This window comes from Gordonia sp. i37 (assembly GCF_002043085.1).
In the GTDB taxonomy this organism is placed as follows: Bacteria; Actinomycetota; Actinomycetes; order Mycobacteriales; family Mycobacteriaceae; genus Gordonia; species Gordonia polyisoprenivorans.
In genome coordinates this window covers 1-18,065 of record NZ_MVPX01000511.1, presented here as the reverse complement: position 1 = coordinate 18,065, position 18,065 = coordinate 1, and the positions used below count along the sequence as shown (strand labels likewise).

Annotated in this window: 15 protein-coding genes; 5 read left to right on the top strand and 10 right to left on the bottom strand. The window is 67.4% G+C overall.

Features of this window, described 5'->3' with window-relative positions; all coding sequences use genetic code 11:
- The 4 genes from rsmA to B1964_RS25040 form a co-directional block, all read right to left on the bottom strand.
- On the bottom strand, positions 1-803 hold an 803-nt coding region (gene rsmA, locus B1964_RS25055; protein ID WP_079931724.1), incomplete at its 3' end, for a 16S rRNA (adenine(1518)-N(6)/adenine(1519)-N(6))-dimethyltransferase RsmA.
- Positions 766-1,848, bottom strand: a complete 1,083-nt coding sequence (locus B1964_RS25050; RefSeq protein WP_079931725.1) for a resuscitation-promoting factor — start codon at positions 1,846-1,848, stop codon at positions 766-768. The genes B1964_RS25050 and rsmA, both read right to left, overlap by 38 nt.
- 179 nt (positions 1,849-2,027) lie before the next feature.
- The gene (locus B1964_RS25045) at positions 2,028-2,894 is read right to left on the bottom strand and encodes a TatD family hydrolase (RefSeq protein ID WP_139765861.1); all 867 of its coding nucleotides are present in this window, start codon (positions 2,892-2,894) and stop codon (positions 2,028-2,030) included.
- A 152-nt stretch (positions 2,895-3,046) separates the two neighbouring features.
- Positions 3,047-3,925 carry a PhzF family phenazine biosynthesis protein gene (locus B1964_RS25040; RefSeq protein ID WP_079931722.1) on the bottom strand — a complete coding sequence of 293 codons (879 nt, stop codon included), beginning with the start codon at positions 3,923-3,925 and terminating at the stop codon, positions 3,047-3,049.
- A gap of 106 nt (positions 3,926-4,031) precedes the next feature.
- Here B1964_RS25040 and B1964_RS25035 point away from each other — a divergent pair, with 106 nt between their 5' ends.
- Together B1964_RS25035 and B1964_RS25030 are read left to right on the top strand one after the other, a co-directional pair.
- On the top strand, positions 4,032-4,742 hold the full coding sequence (locus tag B1964_RS25035) for an HAD family phosphatase (protein WP_079931721.1): 711 nt from the start codon (positions 4,032-4,034) through the stop codon (positions 4,740-4,742).
- Complete coding sequence (locus B1964_RS25030) at positions 4,739-7,093, top strand: glycosyl hydrolase family 65 protein (RefSeq protein ID WP_079931720.1); 2,355 nt, start codon at positions 4,739-4,741, stop codon at positions 7,091-7,093. The genes B1964_RS25035 and B1964_RS25030 overlap by 4 nt, the downstream gene beginning before the upstream one ends.
- Before the next feature lie 33 nt (positions 7,094-7,126).
- Here the strand turns inward: B1964_RS25030 and B1964_RS25025 are convergent, their stop codons facing one another.
- A complete protein-coding gene (locus tag B1964_RS25025; protein WP_079931719.1) occupies positions 7,127-8,242 on the bottom strand; it encodes an alpha/beta hydrolase in 1,116 nt (371 codons plus the stop codon).
- A gap of 57 nt (positions 8,243-8,299) precedes the next feature.
- Positions 8,300-9,415, bottom strand: a complete 1,116-nt coding sequence (locus B1964_RS25020) for an alpha/beta hydrolase (protein WP_079931718.1) — start codon at positions 9,413-9,415, stop codon at positions 8,300-8,302.
- 251 nt (positions 9,416-9,666) lie between these two features.
- Between B1964_RS25020 and metG the strand changes: the two genes are divergently transcribed.
- On the top strand, positions 9,667-11,253 hold the full coding sequence (gene metG, locus B1964_RS25015; protein WP_079931717.1) for a methionine--tRNA ligase: 1,587 nt from the start codon (positions 9,667-9,669) through the stop codon (positions 11,251-11,253).
- 10 nt (positions 11,254-11,263) lie between these two features.
- Positions 11,264-12,466: an aminodeoxychorismate synthase component I gene (locus tag B1964_RS25010; protein WP_079931716.1), complete on the top strand. Its 1,203-nt coding sequence runs from the start codon at positions 11,264-11,266 to the stop codon at positions 12,464-12,466.
- 16 nt (positions 12,467-12,482) lie between these two features.
- On the opposite strand, the gene rsmI is transcribed toward B1964_RS25010, so the two are convergent.
- Positions 12,483-13,334 (bottom strand): 16S rRNA (cytidine(1402)-2'-O)-methyltransferase, encoded by an 852-nt coding sequence (gene rsmI / locus B1964_RS25005; protein WP_079931715.1) that lies wholly within the window; start codon positions 13,332-13,334, stop codon positions 12,483-12,485.
- A gap of 109 nt (positions 13,335-13,443) precedes the next feature.
- Between rsmI and B1964_RS25000 the strand changes: the two genes are divergently transcribed.
- Complete coding sequence (locus B1964_RS25000; protein ID WP_253194180.1) at positions 13,444-14,988, top strand: glycosyltransferase family 39 protein; 1,545 nt, start codon at positions 13,444-13,446, stop codon at positions 14,986-14,988.
- A gap of 109 nt (positions 14,989-15,097) precedes the next feature.
- Here B1964_RS25000 and B1964_RS24995 read toward each other — a convergent pair whose 3' ends face one another.
- From B1964_RS24995 to B1964_RS24985, 3 genes are all read right to left on the bottom strand, one after another.
- Positions 15,098-16,771: a BCCT family transporter gene (locus B1964_RS24995; protein WP_238534870.1), complete on the bottom strand. Its 1,674-nt coding sequence runs from the start codon at positions 16,769-16,771 to the stop codon at positions 15,098-15,100.
- An 85-nt stretch (positions 16,772-16,856) separates the two neighbouring features.
- Entirely contained in the window at positions 16,857-17,252 is a 396-nt protein-coding gene (locus B1964_RS24990) for a GntR family transcriptional regulator (RefSeq protein ID WP_006369569.1), read from the bottom strand.
- A 6-nt stretch (positions 17,253-17,258) separates the two neighbouring features.
- Positions 17,259-18,065, bottom strand: an 807-nt coding sequence (locus B1964_RS24985; RefSeq protein WP_253194179.1) for an arginine deiminase family protein, incomplete at its 5' end; no start/stop codon positions are given.

The following is an 18,065-nucleotide window of genomic DNA, read 5'->3' as shown; positions in this document are numbered from 1 at the left end:
GAGCCGGCCCACCCGGCCAGTGCCGAGCGCATCGTCTTGCGGCGCTGGGCGAAGGCGGCGTCGATGACGGCGAACACCTTCGCCCGCACCGCGGGATCGTCGGAATAGCGTGAATGTCGTTGTACGCGAACCAGTCCGGACTCCACCTTGGGTTCCGGCCAGAACACGTTGCGGCCCACCGCACCCGCCCGCGACACGTCACCGAAGTAGCGGGCCTTGACGCTCGGGACGCCGTAAATGCGGCCGCCCGGTCCGGCGGCGAGGCGGTCGGCGACCTCGGCCTGCACCATCACCAGAGCGGTCTGCAGCGTCGGGCACTGCGCGAGCAGGTGCAGCAGCACGGGCACCGCAACGTTGTAGGGCAGATTCGCCACAAGTGCGGTGGGCGCGGCGGGCAGGTCGTCGGCGAGCACCGTCATCGCGTCGGCGGTGACGACGTCGAGTGCCGCTGACCGGGTCGGCGCGTACTCCGCCACGGTGGCGGGAAGCCGTGCGGCCAGGACCGGGTCGATCTCGACGGCGATCACGCGCGAGACGGTGCCGAGCAGGGCCAGGGTCAGCGAGCCGAGACCGGGGCCGACCTCGAGCACGACGTCGTCGGCCCCGACACCGGATGCGGCGACGATACGTCGCACCGTGTTGGCGTCATGGACGAAGTTCTGCCCGAGGGTCTTGGTCGGGCGAACGCCCAGTTCGGTTGCCAGAGCCCGGATCTGCGCCGGACCGAGTAGGCGCGAATGCGCAGGCGCGTCGTCGGCGGTCAGATCAGAGCCCCAGCCGCGACGAGCAGGACGGCCACGCACCCCAGCCCTGTGCGGCCTGGGTCTTCTCGGCGATCGCGATCTGCTCCTCACGGGTGGCGAGGTCCGGGCGCGGCGCGTACTCCTGGCCGCCCCAGCGATCCCAGGTGTTCTGGTCGAACTGGATACCACCGTAGAAACCGTTGCCGGAGTTGATCGCCCAGTTACCGGTCGATTCACACTGGGCCAGCGCATCCCACACCGAACCGAACGGCACGAACGGTGCGCCCGGCTTGGTCCCGACGCGAACGGTGGCCGCGACCGGCTGGGTGAGCACGTCCTGGCTGATCTTCACGCGCTTGGTGATCTTGCCGTTGACGGTGGTCACCTCGTACTGAACCTTCGCACGGCCCGGCTTACCGGGCTTGACGACGATGCGGCGATCCTTGATCAGGGTCGGATCGTCCTGGGTGACGTCGGGAGCGTTGACGTCCTCTTCGACAGTGGTCTCGGTGGTGCGGATGCGGGTGACGTTGATGACCGTGCCGTCGGTGACCTTGGCGTCGGCGGCCGGGGTGACCTTGTCGGCGTCCTGCAACGGCGCACCGATGCCCTCGAGGGCCTCCGACACGGTGTCGGCGGGCACCGACTTGATCGATGGCACCCCGCCGTCGATGATGACGAGCTTCTTGGGGAGCGTGACGTCGACGACCGCGCCGTTGACCGGGATCGGCCCGTTCGCGTTGAAGTTCGCCTGGTCCGCACCGTGTGAGAGCCCTTGCTGGGCGAGGAGTTGGTTCACGTTGACCGCGGTCGTCTCGACGACGCGCTTCTCGCCCTCCACGTCGAGGACGACCTGCTTCTTGCGATGGAAGGTGATCGTCTGACCGTCGGAGAACGATGAATTCGGGGACGGCGACACCATGTCGCCGCTGACCGGCTGGTAGCCCTGCGACTCGAGCAACGAGTCGACGTTCATCGTCATCGTGGCGACCTGGATCTTCTGGCCGTCGACGTCGATGGTGACGTGTTTGTGCATCGTCACGCCCATCACGCCGCCCGCGGCGACGGTGCAGAGCACGGCCCCGATGGCGATGCGGGCGCGCATCGACTCCAACGTGTGGATTCTCGCGAAAACAGACAAGGTCAAGCATCCTGATCGACGACGTGGTCATCCCCCGACACCGGCGCGAGGTGGTCGTCCCGGACGGGCCCGAGGGCCCACATCCCGAGGAACGAAACCACCGCCGAGGCGACGGATCACAATACGATAACGAGCAGGGGTGATTACCGCAAAGACAGCCGGTAAACGCGTCGCGCGTTGTCACCGAGCGTCTGCGCCATCGTGTGCTCATCCGTTCGACGGACATCGGCGAGCAGCCGTGCCGAATAAGGCAGGCAATAGGACTGATTCGGCTGGCCACGGTAGGGATGCGGGGTCAGGAACGGTGCGTCGGTCTCGACGAGGATCTGCCCGTCCGGCACCAGGTGAGCTGACTCACGCAACTCGGCAGCATTGGCAAATGTCACAGTTCCAGCAAAACTCAGAAAATAGCCGCGATCTATGCATTCGCGAGCAACATTCCGGTCACCGGAGAAGCAATGCATGATCACGGCGTCCGGTGAGCCCTCGGCCGCCAGGATGTCGAGGAGGTCGTGGTCGGCCTCCCGGTTGTGGATCATCAGCGGTTTGCCGATCCGCTTGGCCAGATCGATGTGCCAGGCAAAGGCCTCCTTCTGGACCTCCGGCGACGCCGCCGACTCGGACTTGCCGGGCCAGTAGTAGTCGAGACCGGTCTCGCCGATGGCCACCACCCGCGGATCGGCGGCCATCTGTTCGAGTTCGGCGCGCGCCGCATCGTCGAGTTCGCCCGCATGGGTGGGATGCAGCGCAACCGCGGCGAACGCCCGATCGTCCCAGTGCGCGGCGTCGAGAGCCCAGCGCGCGTCGATCATGTCGTCGGCGACGGTGACGACCTGCCCGACACCGACCGTCTCGGCGTGATCGAGGATGGCCCGGACCGAGTCCGCATCCCGCCCGCCACAGGCGGCGAGATGGGTGTGCGCGTCGACCAGCCCCGGCAGGAGCTCGGGGTCCGGCGGCGGCTCCCGACGACGCCGCTTCTTGGCCGCCTTGGCGCTCTCGGCCTTCATCGAAGCGCTGTCGGCGGTGTGGTGGGCGCTGTCGGCGGTGTGGTGGGCGCTGTCGGCGGTGTGGTGGGCGCTGTCGGCGTCGGTCATGCGGCCAACTGTAGGGCTCGGCGTACCGGGGTCGGGGTTATCGGGGGTCGCGGCCACCGGTGTGCCTACAGATCGACGCTGCCGGTGATGACGGTCGTGCTCTCGCCGCCGATCCAGATGTTCTCCCCGTCGTCAGTGACGTGCACGCGTCCGGACCGGCCGAGCACGGTTCCCTGAGCAGCCACATAGGACGACGGCGCCAAACCGGCGCCGCGCAGCCACATCGCGATGCCGGCGTTGAGACTGCCGGTGACCGGGTCCTCGGGGATGCCGTCGCCGGGTGCGAACGCGCGGACCTCGAACATCACATCGGCTCCGGGGGCGGTCGCCTCGGTGTGGGCGCCGACGAGCCCCACCTCATGGTCGCCGAGGGCGGCGAAGTCGGGGGTCACTTCGAGCACGCGCTGCGCCGAATCGAGCTGCAACACCATCCACCGCGGCCCGTTGATCACCCATTCGGCGGCGAGTACGTGCTGCGGGTCCACGCCGAGGGCGGCGGTCACCTCGGCGCGGGTGTCGTCGGCGACGGGCCCGGAACGGCTCAGCGGCGGCGCGGCGAAGGCGAGGCGACCGTCGGTCCGTCGGATGCGGACCAGCCCGACACCGCACTCCTGCACGATGTCGTCGCCCGCGGCGACACCCCCGGCGGCGAGCCACGCATGCGCCGACCCCAGCGTCGGATGCCCGGCGAAAGGCATCTCCGAGCCGGGAGTGAAGATCCGCAGCCGGTAGTCGGCGTCCGCGTCGGTCGGCGGCAGCAGGAACGTGGTTTCCGACAGATTGGTCCATCGCGCGAACGCCGCCATCTGTTCGTCACCGATGCCGTCGGCGTCCACGACCACCGCCACCGGATTGCCGGAGACCGGTTGGGACGCGAAGACATCGACCTGGGCGAAGCGTCGGGACTGTACGACATCACGAGACATGGCCTCATGGTTCATCATTCGCGTCGCACGCGTCCACACATTTGTGCACCTGCGCGACACCCCGCGGATCCGCGTCGCTCGCATAGCGCGCCCCAGCCGCCACAGACGGGTAGCGTGGCCACTCGTGTTGGGTTTGCCAGATGACGTCACCGTCGCGCTCTTCGACCTCGACGGTGTCCTCACGAGTACCGCCGTCCTGCATCGCCACGCGTGGAAGGCGGCGTTCGATGCCTACCTTCGTCAGCGCGACGGCGAGGGGTTCACGCCGTTCACCGAGCAGGACTACCTCGACCATGTCGACGGCCGTCCGCGCGACGACGGTGTGCGTGCCTTCCTCGCCAGCCGCGGTATCGACGACGTCGACGACGCCACCGTCGAGGCGATCGGCAGCGGGAAGAACGAGATGTTCCTCGCCAGCCTCGAACGCGATGGGGTGAACCCGTATCCGGGATCGGTGCGCTATCTGCAGGCCGCGAAGGATGCCGGTCTGCGGATCGCGGTGGTGACCTCGTCGAAGAATGGCGCCGCGGTGCTCGACGCCGCCGATCTGTCGGAGTTCGTGGAGGTTCGCGTGGACGGTCTCGAGACGGCCGCCGCGGGCCTGCGCGGCAAACCCGCCCCCGATTCGTATCTTCTCGGAGCACAGCGGATGGGCGTCGAGCCCGCAGCCGCCGCGGTCTTCGAGGATGCGATCTCCGGAGTCCAGGCCGGTGCCGCCGGTCATTTCGGCTACGTCGTCGGTATCGACCGGGTCGGCGGCACCCAGGCCGCGTCGATGACCGCGGCCGGGGCGTCCATCGTCGTCAACGATCTCGAGGAGTTACTCCCCGCATGAGCACCTCCGACAACGCCTACGGATTCGACGTCCACCCATGGCAATTGCGCTGGCGCGGACTCGACATCGACATGCTCGGGCGCACCGAGACCCTCTTCGCGCTGTCCAACGGGCACATCGGGTTGCGCGGCACCTTCGAGGAGGGTGAGCCGGTCGATCACCCGGGCACCTACCTCAACGGCTTCTACGAGCAGCGCGGTCTGCCGTACGCCGAAAGTGGTTACGGTTACCCCGAATCCGGGCAGACCGTGGTCAACGTCACCGACGGCAAGATCATCCGGTTGCTCGTCGAGGACGAGCCGATGGACCTGCGTTATGGTCGCACCGAGGAGCACGAGCGTGTGCTCGACTTCCGCACCGGCACGTTGCGGCGCAGCACCCTGTGGACCTCCCCGACCGGTCGCACGGTACGCATCAAGTCCGAGCGGCTGGTGTCGTTCACCAAGCGCACCATCGCCGCGATCCACTACGAGGTGGAGCCGGTCGGCGAGGACATGAAGCTGGTGCTGCAGTCGGATCTGCTTGCCAACGAACCTATTCCGACGCCGGGCAACGATCCGCGCCTGGCGGCAGCACTCGATCAGCCGCTGGTCTCGGATCTCGCGACCTGCCGCAACTACTGGGGCATCCTGGTCCACCACACCAAGCGCTCGGGCCTGCACATGGCCGCCGGTATGGATCATCAGATCGAATTCCCCGATCGCGCAGACACTTTCATTCGCGCCGACGGTGACCTCGCGCGACTGACGGTGGCCGCCAACGTCCCCGAGGGCACCCGGCTGAGCCTGACCAAATATATCGGCTACGGCTGGTCGGCGCGGCGATCGGTACCCGCACTGCGCGCACAGGTCGACGCCGCGCTGGCGATGGCGATGGAAACCGGCTGGGACTCACTCAAAGCCAATCAGGCCGCCTACCTCGAGGACTTCTGGCGCGACGCCGACATCGAGCTCGACGGCGATCCCGAACTGCAGCAGGCGATCCGGTTCGCCTTGTTCCACGTGCTCCAGGCGGGCGCGCGCGGCCAGTCGCGCGCGATCCCGGCCAAGGGACTCACCGGCCCCGGCTACGACGGCCACACCTTCTGGGACACCGAAAGTTTCATCCTGCCGATGCTGACGTACACGGTGCCCGCGGCGGCCGGCGAGGAGTTGCGCTGGCGCCACGCCACGATGGACAAGGCCAAGGCGCGTGCCGCCGAACTCGCCCAGCGCGGCGCGATGTTCCCGTGGCGCTCGATCAACGGTGACGAGTGTTCGGGCTACTGGCCCGCGGGTACCGCGGGCGTGCACGTGAGCGCCGACATCGCCAACGCGACCGGCCGATACCTGCGCGCCACCCACGATGAGCAGTTCGAAACCGAATGCGGCGTCGAGATCCTCGTCGAGACCGCCCGCCTGTTCGCCGGCCTCGGACATCACGACGTCAACGGGCACTTCCGGATCGACGGCATCACCGGACCCGACGAGTACACCGCCGTGGTCAACAACAACATCTTCACCAATCTCGCTGCACAACAAAACCTTCGGGATGCGGTGGCCGCGGTGCACCGGCGTCCGGACCTGGCTCAGCAGTTCGGCGTCACCAACGCCGAGTCGGCGCACTGGGAGGCCTGCGCCGACGACATGGTGATGCCCTACGACGAGGCACTCGGTGTGCACCAGCAGTGCGAGGCGTTCACCCTGTTGGGCGCATGGGATTTCGAGGCTTCACGCGGCAAATACCCACTGCTGCTGAACTATCCGTACTACGAGCTGTACCGCAAGCAGGTCGTCAAACAGGCCGACCTGGTGTTCGCCATGTACCTGTTCGGCGAGAGTTTCACCCCGGAACAGAAACTGCGGAACTTCGACTACTACTACCCACTGACGGTGCGGGATTCGTCGTTGTCGGCGTGTTGTGAGGCGGTCACCGCCGCCGAGGTCGGCTACCCCGACCTCTCCTACGATCTGCTCGTCGAATCGGTGTTCACCGATCTGCACGATCTGCACGACAACGTGGCGAGCGGTCTGCACATCGCGGCGCTGGCCGGAGCGTGGATGGATTGTGTGGCCGGGTTCGGCGGCATGCGCGACTTCGGTGGCAACATCACGTTCGCGCCGAGACTGCCGACACGACTGGACTACCTGTCGTTCCGGATGACGGTGCGCGACTCCAAGATGCTGGTCGCCATCGACAAGAGCTCGGCGACGTATCGCCTGCTCTCGGGACCCGACATCGACCTCGCGCATCACGGTGACAAGTTCACCCTCACCGAGGGCACACCGGTCACCATGTCGATCCCGGAGATCGCCCTGCGTGAGCCGCCCAAGGCCCCGCCTGGATGCGAGCCCTACCGCCGTCAGATGTGAGATCCCGGGCGGCCACCGATCTTGGCGTTACCGTCAGTGCGTCTGGGCCGCTTGCGGATCCGAGATGACGTAGCGGTCGGCGAGTTCGCCGAGTTCACGCAGCACCCGCTTGGACGACTCCGCCCACGGCATGAGGATCGGGAAGACGTGGAACATGCCACGCTCCTCCCTCCCCGTCACCGGTACCCCCGCGGCTTCCAGGTTCTCGACGAACTGCCGGATGCCGTCACGGAACATCTCCACCTCGCCCCAGCAGACGAACGTCGCCGGGAACCACTCCGGGTCGGGATGGCCGTACACGGCCGAGACCCGGTCGTCATTGGGCTGCACCCCGCGCAGGTACGGCGCGACCGGGATACTCCACGGCAGGATGTCGTACGGCGCGTTCTCGACGATCGAATCGTGGTCGAGATCGAGGTCGATCTCCGGTGAGAACAGGGCCAGCGCAGCTGGTTTGGGGAGGTCGTGATCGCGCAGGTAGGCCACCAGCGAGGTGGCGAGCCCGCCACCGCCGGAGTCCCCGGCGACCACCAGATGCGCAGGGTCGACCCCTCGCTCGAGCAGCCCGCGGTAGACGTCGGCGGCGTCGTGCACGCCGGCGGGGAACGGGAATTCCGGCGCCATCCGGTAGTCGGCGATGAAGATCTCGAACCCGGTGAGGCGGACGAGGGCGGCGGCGAAGGCGGCGTACATCATCGGTGAGGTGCCGATGTAGCCGCCGCCGTGCAGATACAGCATGGTGCCGTCGATGGCCTTCTTCTGCTCGGCGTCGTCGACATAGGAGTCGGTGGAATCCTTGGCGCGACACCAGATCCCCGGTATCCCGGCGACCTCGTCGGCGACGATCTCGACCTTGCCGGCCAGACCGACGACCGGCGGGAGCACGATCTTGCAGATGTCGTCGATGAATTTCTCCATCGAACGGAACTCCTCGATCGGCAGGCCCATCGAATAGCCCATGAACGCGCGGATCGTCTGTCGGGTCACCGACTGTCCGAGGTTGTCCAGGAGGCCACCGGGACCGCTCCACGGCTTCTGGAACGGAACCCGGGCGAGTCCGTTGAGCATGCTCTCGGCCAGACCCACCACCGCCAGCGCACTCACGGGTCCGGATGCGGTCGCTACCTCGGGACGATCAGCCATCACCATGCGGCCAGCCTAGGCGCCGGGTGCGCGGAAGCGCTTGTCGGTCGCCTGGAGCGCTCGTCAGTGGGTGGGTGCGGCGGCCGGGTCTGGGGTGACGTGACGGTCGACGAACTCGTCGAGTTCGCGGTACACCTCGTGCGAGCTCTCCGCCCACGGCATCAGGATCGGGAAGACGTGGAACATGCCGCGTTCCTCCAGCGACATGACCTCGATGTCGGCGGCGCGCAGCGTCTCCACGAATTCGCGGATGGGATCACGGAACATCTCGTCGGCACCCCACGTCACGAAGGTCGGCGGGAACCATTGCGCGTCCGGTTCGGCTTTCGTCATCGACACGCGCGTGTCATCGGGTGAGACGCCGTGCAGATACGGCGTGACGGGCACGTTCCACGGCAGGATGTCGGTCTTGGCGTTGTCGGTGATCGACGGGTGGTCGAGATCGAGATCGACCTCCGGGGAGAACAGCGCCAGAGCCGCCGGGCGCGGCGACCCGATCTCCGACAGGTAGGTGACCAGCGAGGTCGCCAACCCGCCGCCGCCCGAATCACCGGCGATGACGAGGTGATCGGCGTCGACGCCGCGCTCGAGCAGTCCGCGATAGACATCGGCGGCGTCGTGCACGCCGGCGGGGAACGGGAACTCCGGCGCCATCCGGTAGTCGGCGATGAAGACCTCGCAGCCAGTGCCGCTGCACAGGGATGCGGCGAAGGCCGAGTACATCATCGGGGTGGTCCCGATGTAGCCGCCGCCGTGCAGGTAGAGGATGGTGCCGTCGATGGTCTTCTTCTGCGCGTCGTCGTCGACGAAGGCATCCGAACTCGACCGCGACCGCACCCACAGTCCGGGCACCCCGTTGATCTCGTCGTCGGTGACCTCGACGTCGTCGGTGAGGTGGATGAACGGTGGGATGACCGTCCGGCACAGTTCGTCGAGCACCTTCTCCATCGACCGGAACTCCTCGATGGGCAGGCCGACGATGTAGCCCATGAACGAGCGCACGGCCTGACGCGTGACCGACTGCCCCACGTTGTCGAGTAGTCCGCCCGGCCCCTGCCAGAACCGGCGGAACGGCACGCGGGCCAGGCCGTTGAGCATGCTGTCGGCCAAACCGACCATGGTCAACGCGGTCACCGGCGCCGATGCGGTTGCGACCCCGGGACGATCAGCCATCACCATGGGGCCAGGGTATCGGGTGATGTCCGAATCGGCCCCGCATCCGCGGCCGGACGCCCGGCCGTACGAATACAACTTCCACGGAATCGGGCGAAAACAGCCGAAAATCGGGGTCGGTACCCCGCTGCGGTGGAAGCTGTATTCGTACACCGCGTACCAGCCACCGGGAGCAGCGGGATTCGCCGACGTCCGCGCTGACCAGAGCGTGACGGGGTGGGCTGTGGCTGGGAGCGACCCCGTATCCTGTCATCACTATGCCCAGTGACCTGACCAGCACCGACGCCCCCACCTCCGACGCGACCGCCTCGCACGGAGCGGGCCGCCCGTACTACCTCACCACCGCGATCGCCTACCCCAACGGCGCACCGCACATCGGGCACGCCTACGAGTACATCTCCGCCGACGCGCTGGCCCGGTTCAAGCGGCTCGACGGCTTCGACGTGCGCTTCCTCACCGGCACCGATGTGCACGGGCAGAAGATGCAGCAGACCGCGGAGAAGGAGGGCATCCCGACCGCAGAGCTCGCCAACCGCAACTCCGACCGGTTTCAGGAGCTGCAGGATCGTCTCGGTTCGAGTTATCACCGTTTCATCCGGACCTCCGACGAGGATCACAAACGGGCATCGGCGGCGATCTGGCAGCGCATGGTCGACGCCGGCGACATCTACCTCGACACGTACTCCGGCTGGTACGACGTGCGCGACGAGATGTTCTACGCCGAGGGCGACACCGAGGTCGACGACGCCGGGCAGCGCGTGGCCACCGACACCCGTCACGTCCTGACCTGGACCGAGGAGCAGAGCTTCTTCTTCCGGCTGTCGGCGTATCAGGACAAGTTGCTCGATCTCTACGAGAGCCACCCGGAGTTCGTCGGGCCCGACGTGCGGCGCAATGAGGTGGTGAGCTTCGTCAAGGGTGGGCTGACCGATCTGTCGGTGTCGCGCACCACCTTTGACTGGGGTGTGCCGGTGCCCGGGCATCCCGATCACGTCATGTACGTATGGGTCGACGCGCTGACCAACTATCTGACGGGTGCGGGTTTTCCCGACGACGAGGCCACTTACGAACGGTATTGGCCGGCCGATCTGCACATCATCGGCAAGGACATCATCCGCTTCCACTGCGTGTACTGGCCGGCGTTCCTGATGAGCGCAGGCCTGCCGCTGCCCAAACGTGTGTTCGCCCACGGCTTCTTGTTCAACCGCGGCGAGAAGATGAGCAAGTCCGTCGGCAACGTCGTCGACCCGGACAACCTCATCGACGAGTTCGGTCTCGATCCGGTGCGGTACTTCTTCCTGCGCGAGGTGTCCTACGGGCAGGACGGGTCGTACTCGGCGGAAGCGATCGTGTCGCGGATCAACGCCGACCTGGCCAACGAGTTCGGCAACCTCGCCCAGCGCACCCTGTCGATGATCGGCAAGTACTTCGACGGCGCGGTGCCGGCTCCGGCCGAGTTCACCGAGGACGATCGGCGATTACTCACGGCCACAGACGAATTGCTTCCGAAGATGCGTGAGCACTTCGACGCCCAGGCGATTCATCTCGGTCTCGAGACGTTGTGGACGACGCTGGCCGAGACCAACCGCTACATCTCCGCACAGGAACCGTGGAAACTGGCCAAGACCGATCTGGCGCGCACCGGCACCGTGCTCTACGTGTGCGCCGAGGTCGTGCGTGTGGTGGCCCTGTTGGCCCAGCCGGTCATGCCGACGGCCTGCGGCACACTGCTCGATCTGCTGCGCGTCGACGACCACCGCGACTTCGCGGCCGTCGCCCAGCGACTGGTGCCGGGAACCGAACTGCCCAAGCCCGCACCGGTCTTCCCTCGTTACGAGGCGTGATCGTTCCGGCATGACGGCCACCGCGCTCGACGTCCTGCGGTCGTTGCAGCATTCCGCGACGAAACAGGGCGTGCCCGGTCCGGCGGCACTCATCGGCGACTGGTGGGATGCCGACGCGGTGATCGCGCCGTCGATCGAGATTCGCGCCGGGTCGGCTCCAGCCGACCGCACCGACCGATTCTGGTTGGGCTACTGCGGTTTCGACGGTTCGCACGCGCCCGCGGCCACGCTGCCGTCGTGTGCGGGCGGACTCACCGAACGTCTGCTGGTACTGCGCAGCGGGCAGTGGCGACACGTGTCGGTGGATGGCTCACCGCAGCCCGACTGGGTGACCCGGGCGATGGACGACGCCGCGCTGGGGCGGGTCGGCGGGAACCCGCTGCCGTCGGGGTCGTTGTGGTCGGGGTCGCGGTGGTCGGCACGATGGATGCCACCGGACCACGCCCACCACGTCGAGGCCATCGAGAAGTGTCTGGAGGCGATCCGCGCCGGCGACATCTACCAGGCGTGCGTGTGTACCCGCTTCACCGGCCACCTCGAGGGGTCGGCACTGGAGTTCTATCTCGACCTCACCGGCGCGACACGTCCGGCCAAATCGGCCTTCCTGCAAGGCGAGTGGGGTGCGGTCGCGAGTTTCTCACCGGAGACGTTCCTGCGCCGGACCGGCAACATCGTCTCGTCGTCGCCGATCAAGGGCACCATCGCCGCCGACGCCGACCCGAGCGTGTTGTCGGCGTCGACGAAGGACATCGCCGAGAACATCATGATCGTCGACCTCGTCCGCAACGACCTCGGGCGCGTCGCGGTCACCGGATCGGTGCGAGTCGCCGACCTTCTCACCGTCGTCCCGGCACCCGGTGTGTGGCACCTGGTGTCGCGGGTGGAGGCGATCGTGGCGCCCGACGTCGGCAATTCCCGACTCCTCGACGCCACCTGGCCACCGGCCTCGGTCACCGGCACCCCGAAACTACGGGCGCGCGGACTGCTCGCGGAATGGGAATCGTCGCCGCGCGGAGTGTATTGCGGCGCAGTCGGTCTCGCCGGACCCGACGCGCTCCTGGATCTCAACGTCGCCATCCGCACCGTCGAGATATCCCCCGGCGGCGGGCTGGAGCTCGGCGTCGGCGGCGGCATCACCATCGACTCCGATCCCGAACGTGAATGGCAGGAGTGCCTGGACAAGGCGGCCAGCATCATCTCCGCACAGGCCTGACGCCACGAGTCGCCGGTCAGTCCACCGATCGTGCCGCCAGCACCGCCTCGTACACATCGCGTCGAGAGGCGTTGGTGCCCTTGACGACCTGCGCGCACGCGTCTTTCAAACGCATTCCGTCGTCGGCGAGTGCCGTTGCACGGGTGACGAGTTCGTCGAGGTCGGGTTCGCCGGCAACGGCACCGGCGAGCACCACGGTGATCTCCCCTCTGATCCCGTCGGCGGCCCACGCGGCCAGTTCGGCGAGCGTTCCGCGCCGCACTTCCTCGTAGGTCTTGGTCAGCTCACGGCACACCGCCGCCCGACGCTCCGGGCCGAGGACCTCGACGGCGTCGGCGAGACAGTCGGCGAGTCGGTGCGGCGATTCGAAGAACACGGCGCTGCGTGATTCGTCGCGCAGCACGCCCAGCCAGTCGCGGCGCGCCCCGGACTTGCGGGGTGCGAACCCCTCGAAGCAGAACCGTTCCGACGGCATCCCCGACACCGCCAGCGCGGTGGTGACCGCCGACGGCCCGGGCAGTGCGGTCACCCGCAGTCCGGCGTCGGCGCAGGCCACGACGATGCGATAGCCGGGGTCGCTGACCGACGGCATGCCGGCGTCGGTGATCAGCAGTACCGTGGCGCCGGCGGCGATGGCCTCCACGAGGCGCGGTGTGCGGGCGGCCTCGACCTGGTCGTAGTAACTGATGAGTTCACCGGCGATGGTCACCTCCAGCCCGGCGGCCAGGGCGCGGGCGCGGCGGGTGTCCTCGGCGGCGACGATGTCGGCGGTGCGCAGGGCCTCGACCAGGCGAGGTGACGCGTCGTCGTATCGGCCCATCGGGGTGGCCGCGAGCACCAGGGCACCCGTCGGCGACGGCGAAGTCATCCCGCAAGCCTACGGCCTGGCCGGTCGCCGTCCGGCGACCATTACGATCGGACGAGTGACCCTCACCGCCGGCGACGTCGCCCAGCGCGACCGACACCTCAGCGCCGAGATCACGGCGTCGGCGCACCCGACCGCGCCACGGCCCGGTCCGGAGATCCCGACCCCTCTGTTCGGCGCTCCCGACCGCGTTCGCGGACTGATCGTCGGCCTGGTCATCACGTTGCTCGCGACGATCACACGCTTCTGGTCGCTGAACACGCCGACCGACGACGGCACCCCGATCTTTGACGAGAAGCATTACGTCCCGCAGGGCTGGCAGGTCCTCACCGGCGGCAATTGGATCGAGGACAACCCGGCCTACGGGCTGGTCGTGCATCCACCGGTCGGCAAATGGCTGCTCGCCGCCGGCGAGGCCATGTTCGGTTACACCCCGCTCGGGTGGCGGGTGATCTCGGCGCTGTCGGGCATCGCGATCGTGGTGATGATCTACCTCGTCGTGCGACGCATGACCCGATCCACCCTGATCGGCGCGATCGCCGGGATCTTCGCGATCTGCGACGGCGTGCTCGTCGTCCAGTCACGGCTGGGCATGCTCGACATCTTCCAGGCACTGTTCGTCGTGGCGACCTTCACCGCGCTGATCGCCGACCGCGACCAGGTGCGGGCACGCATGCACAAGGTGTATCTGGAAGGCCGCATCCACGATTCGGTGTTCGGGCCGCGCCTGGGCTTTCGCTGGTATCGCTTCACCGCGGGCGTCATGCTCGGGCTGACCTGCGGTACCAAATGGTCGGGGATCTACTACATCATCTTCTTCGGGCTGCTCTCGGTGGGCTTCGACGTCGCCGCCCGCAAGGCCTATCACGTGCAGCGCCCCTGGCTGGGCACGCTGCGTCGCGACGTCTTCCCGGCGGGCATGAGCCTTGCCGTGATGCCGATCGCCATCTACCTGGCGACGTTCATCCCGTGGTTCTCCAGTGAGACGTCGGTGTACCGCTATCAGGTCGGCAACACCATCGGCACCGGTGGCACATGGTCGTGGTTGCCCGGCGCGTGGCGCTCACTCTGGTACTACGAGGCCGGTGTCCTGAGCTTCCACGAGCATCTCACCAACTCGGCGGGCAACCACCACCCGTGGGAATCCAAACCGTGGACGTGGCCGATGAGCCTGCGGCCCATGCTCTATGCCCTGGAGAACGGACCCGACCAATGCGGCGGCGGCGAATGTGTCCGCGCGCAGATGCTCATCGGCTCACCGGCGATGTGGTGGTTGTCGGTGCCGATGCTCCTCTGGGGCATGTGGTCGTGGTTCGTGCGACGCGACTGGCGCTACGCCGCGGTCGTCACCGCCTACGCCGCCGGCTACCTGCCGTGGTTCATCGAACTCGACCGTCAGATGTACTTCTTCTACGCGACCGTGCTCGCGCCGTTCCTGGTGATGGGATTGGCCCTGGCCTGCGGGGACATCCTGCGCGGATCGCGACGCGCCGTGCCGGGCACCCGACCGGAGAGGCAGGCGCTCGCGGTCATCGTCGTCGCCCTCTATGTGGGGCTCGTCGTCGCCAACTTCGTCTGGCTGTGGCCGATCCTGACCGCCTCCCCCATCTCGCCGACGATGTGGCGGCAGGAGATCTGGTTGCCCAGCTGGGGCTGATACCCGATCGACGCGATCAAGCGCACGGTCGACGGGATACAGCGCACGGTCGACGCGAATGGGCGCCCGATCGACGTGACAGGGCGCCCACTCGACGGTTGTTGCCGAGCTACTCGGTGCGCGGTGTCGCGCCCGCCCCGTCCGAAACCTGCCCGTCCGAAACGCGACCGTCCGGAACCTGCCCGTCCGGGCTCGCCACGATCGGCGTGGTACCGGCGACCGGCATCTCACCGGTGCTGATCACCTCGGCCTGTTTGCGGATGTGGTCGTCGACCTGTCCGGCGAGGATCTGACGCGACACGATCAGCGGGTCACGCCGCAGATCCATGTACAGCGAGACGCACATGCCGATCATCACCAGGACGAACGGCAGCGCGGCGATGATCGCCATCTGCTTGATGCCGTTGAGGGCTTCGTGGTCGGGGTCGTCGCCGCCCATCGCGAGCAGCAACGCGGCGACGGCACCGGTCAGCACACCCCAGAACACGGTCGTCACCCGGCGTGGCTCGTGGGTGCCGCGCTCGGAGAGCGTACCCATCACCAGTGACGCCGAGTCGGCGCCGGACACGAAGAAGATCGCGACGAGGATCATCACCAGCGCCGAGGCGATACCCGTCCACGGCAGGTTGGCCAGCACATCGAACAGGGTGTCCTCGCTGGCGGCGGTGGCCGGGTCGAACGGCAGCACGCCGTCCATGTTCTCCCGGATCGCGGTGCCGCCGAAAATGCAGAACCACAGCAACGACACCACCACCGGCACCACCATGACGCCGATGACGAATTCGCGGATCGTCCGGCCCTTGGAGATCTTGGCCAGGAACATCCCGACGAACGGGGTCCACGACACCCACCACGCCCAGTAGAAGATCGTCCAGTCGGCCAGCCACTGCTGACCGTCGGCGTCGACGGTGGCGCCCGAGCGCGCCGAGAAGAACGGTAGATCGTTGAGATAGGCGCCGAGGGTGGTCGGCAGCAGATCGAGGATGAAGACGGTGGGGCCGACCACGAAGACGAAGACCGCGAGGATCAGCGCCAACACCATGTTGATGTTGGACAGCCACTGGATGCCCTTGGCGATCCCCGACACCGCCGACGCCACGAAGCACGCGGTGAGGATCGCGACGATCGCCACCAACAGCATGGTGCCCGGATTGTCGAGCCAGCCGACCTTGCTGATCCCCGAACCGATCTGCAGCGCACCGAGTCCCAGCGAGGCGACGGTCCCGAACAGGGTCGCGAAGATCGCGAGGATGTCGATGATCTTGCCGATCGGTCCGTTGGTCCGCGACCCCAGCAGCGGGGCGAACACCGAGCTGATCAACTGGGTACGCCCACATCGGTAGGTGCCGTAGGCGATCGCCAGCCCGACCACCGCGTACATCGCCCACGGGTGAAAACCCCAGTGGAACATGGTCGTTGCCATGGCGGTGCGCACGTCGGCGGCGGTCATCTCCGGTGGCGCGTCGACGAAGTGGAACAGCGGCTCATACGAGCCGAAGAACATCAGGCCGATGCCCATGCCGGCGCTGAACATCATCGCGATCCAGCTGACCGTGCGGTATTCGGGCTTCTCGTCGTCGGCGCCGAGCGGGATGCGACCGTACTTGCTGACCGCGAGATAGACCGCGAAGATCACGAATCCGGTGGCCGCCAACACGAACAGCCAGCCGAGATTGGTGGTGATCCATCCGAGGACGGTGTCGCTGACCGTGTTGAGGCTGTCGGGGCCGATCAGCCCCCAGGCGACGAAACCGATGACGATCGCGGCAGTGACCCCGAACACCGTCGGATCCAACGAGACTCGCGTTCCGGTTGCGGGTTTTTGGGCTTTTTGCACCAATTCACACAAGCAACAATCTTGGCGAACTTCAACTCCAGCCGAGAGCGCGCCGCAGCATGTCGAGGATCGCCGCGTCGTCGAACCCCAGCTCACGCAGGCTTTTCACATGCTCGACGGTGGTGTTCTGGGCGGCCGCGAGCCGGGCGTCGGGGCCGGCCTTGATGAACGATCCGTGACGTCCGCGGGTCTCGATGATGCCGCCCGCCTCGAGTTCGCGGTAGCTGCGGGCAACGGTGTTGGGCGCGAGGCGCAGATCCGACGCCAGTGCCCGGACCGTCGGAATCCGCGCCCCCACCAAGATCTTTCCCGACCCGATGAGCTCGATCACGCCCAACCGGATCTGTTCGTAGGGCGGGCGCGCGGCGGTGGGATCGATGCGCAGCAGCCCGGCGAGGTGGATGGGCACGTTGGGGTCGGTGGTCACGGGGCCTCAGATCTCGTCACGTGCGAGCGGGCAGGCCATGCAGCGCGGGCCACCACGCCCCGCGTCGAGTTCGGAACCGTCGATCTCGATGACCTCGATGCCCGACTCCCGCAGCCGTCGGTTGGTGTCGGAGTTGTGGCGGTAGGACACGACGACGCCGGGCTCGACGGCGAGGGTGTTGCTGCTGTCGTTCCACTGACCGGGATCGGCCACCCCGGTGGCGAGGTCGGGTTCGATCAGCGTGATGCGGTCCCGGCCCATCGCCTCGGCCGCGGCGTCGGCGAACGGACGCGCCTGCGACACGCTCACCCCGCCAGTGCCGTCGTCGCGAACGGCAAAGGCGGACATGCCTTCTGCCATCACCGGGTGCACCAGGAACTTCTCGGCGTCGACCATGGTGCACATCGTTCCCAGGTGCATGAACACCCCGGTCCGCTCGATCGGGATCGCGAGGACGGTGTGGGCGAGCGCATCGGCGAACAGGCTCTGGGCCAGTGCCTCCGCGCCGGCCGGGGTGGTGCGCTCCCCCACCCCGACCGCCACGACACCCGGGGCGAGCAGCAGGACGTCGCCGCCCTCGACCGGTGCCACCCGGGACTCGTAGGCGCGACGCGCCCCCAGGAACCGCGGGTGGTGGGCGTAGATCAGGTCGACGAGCGACGCCTCGCGGGCCCGCGCCCGACGCGCCAGCGACGAGATCGCGAACCGCGAACCCACCCAGAACGAGCTGTCGCGGCTGTAGAGCAGATTGGGCAGCGGTTCGATCGCGAACTCGTCGTCATGATGCATCTGCCGCACCAGCGACGACGACGT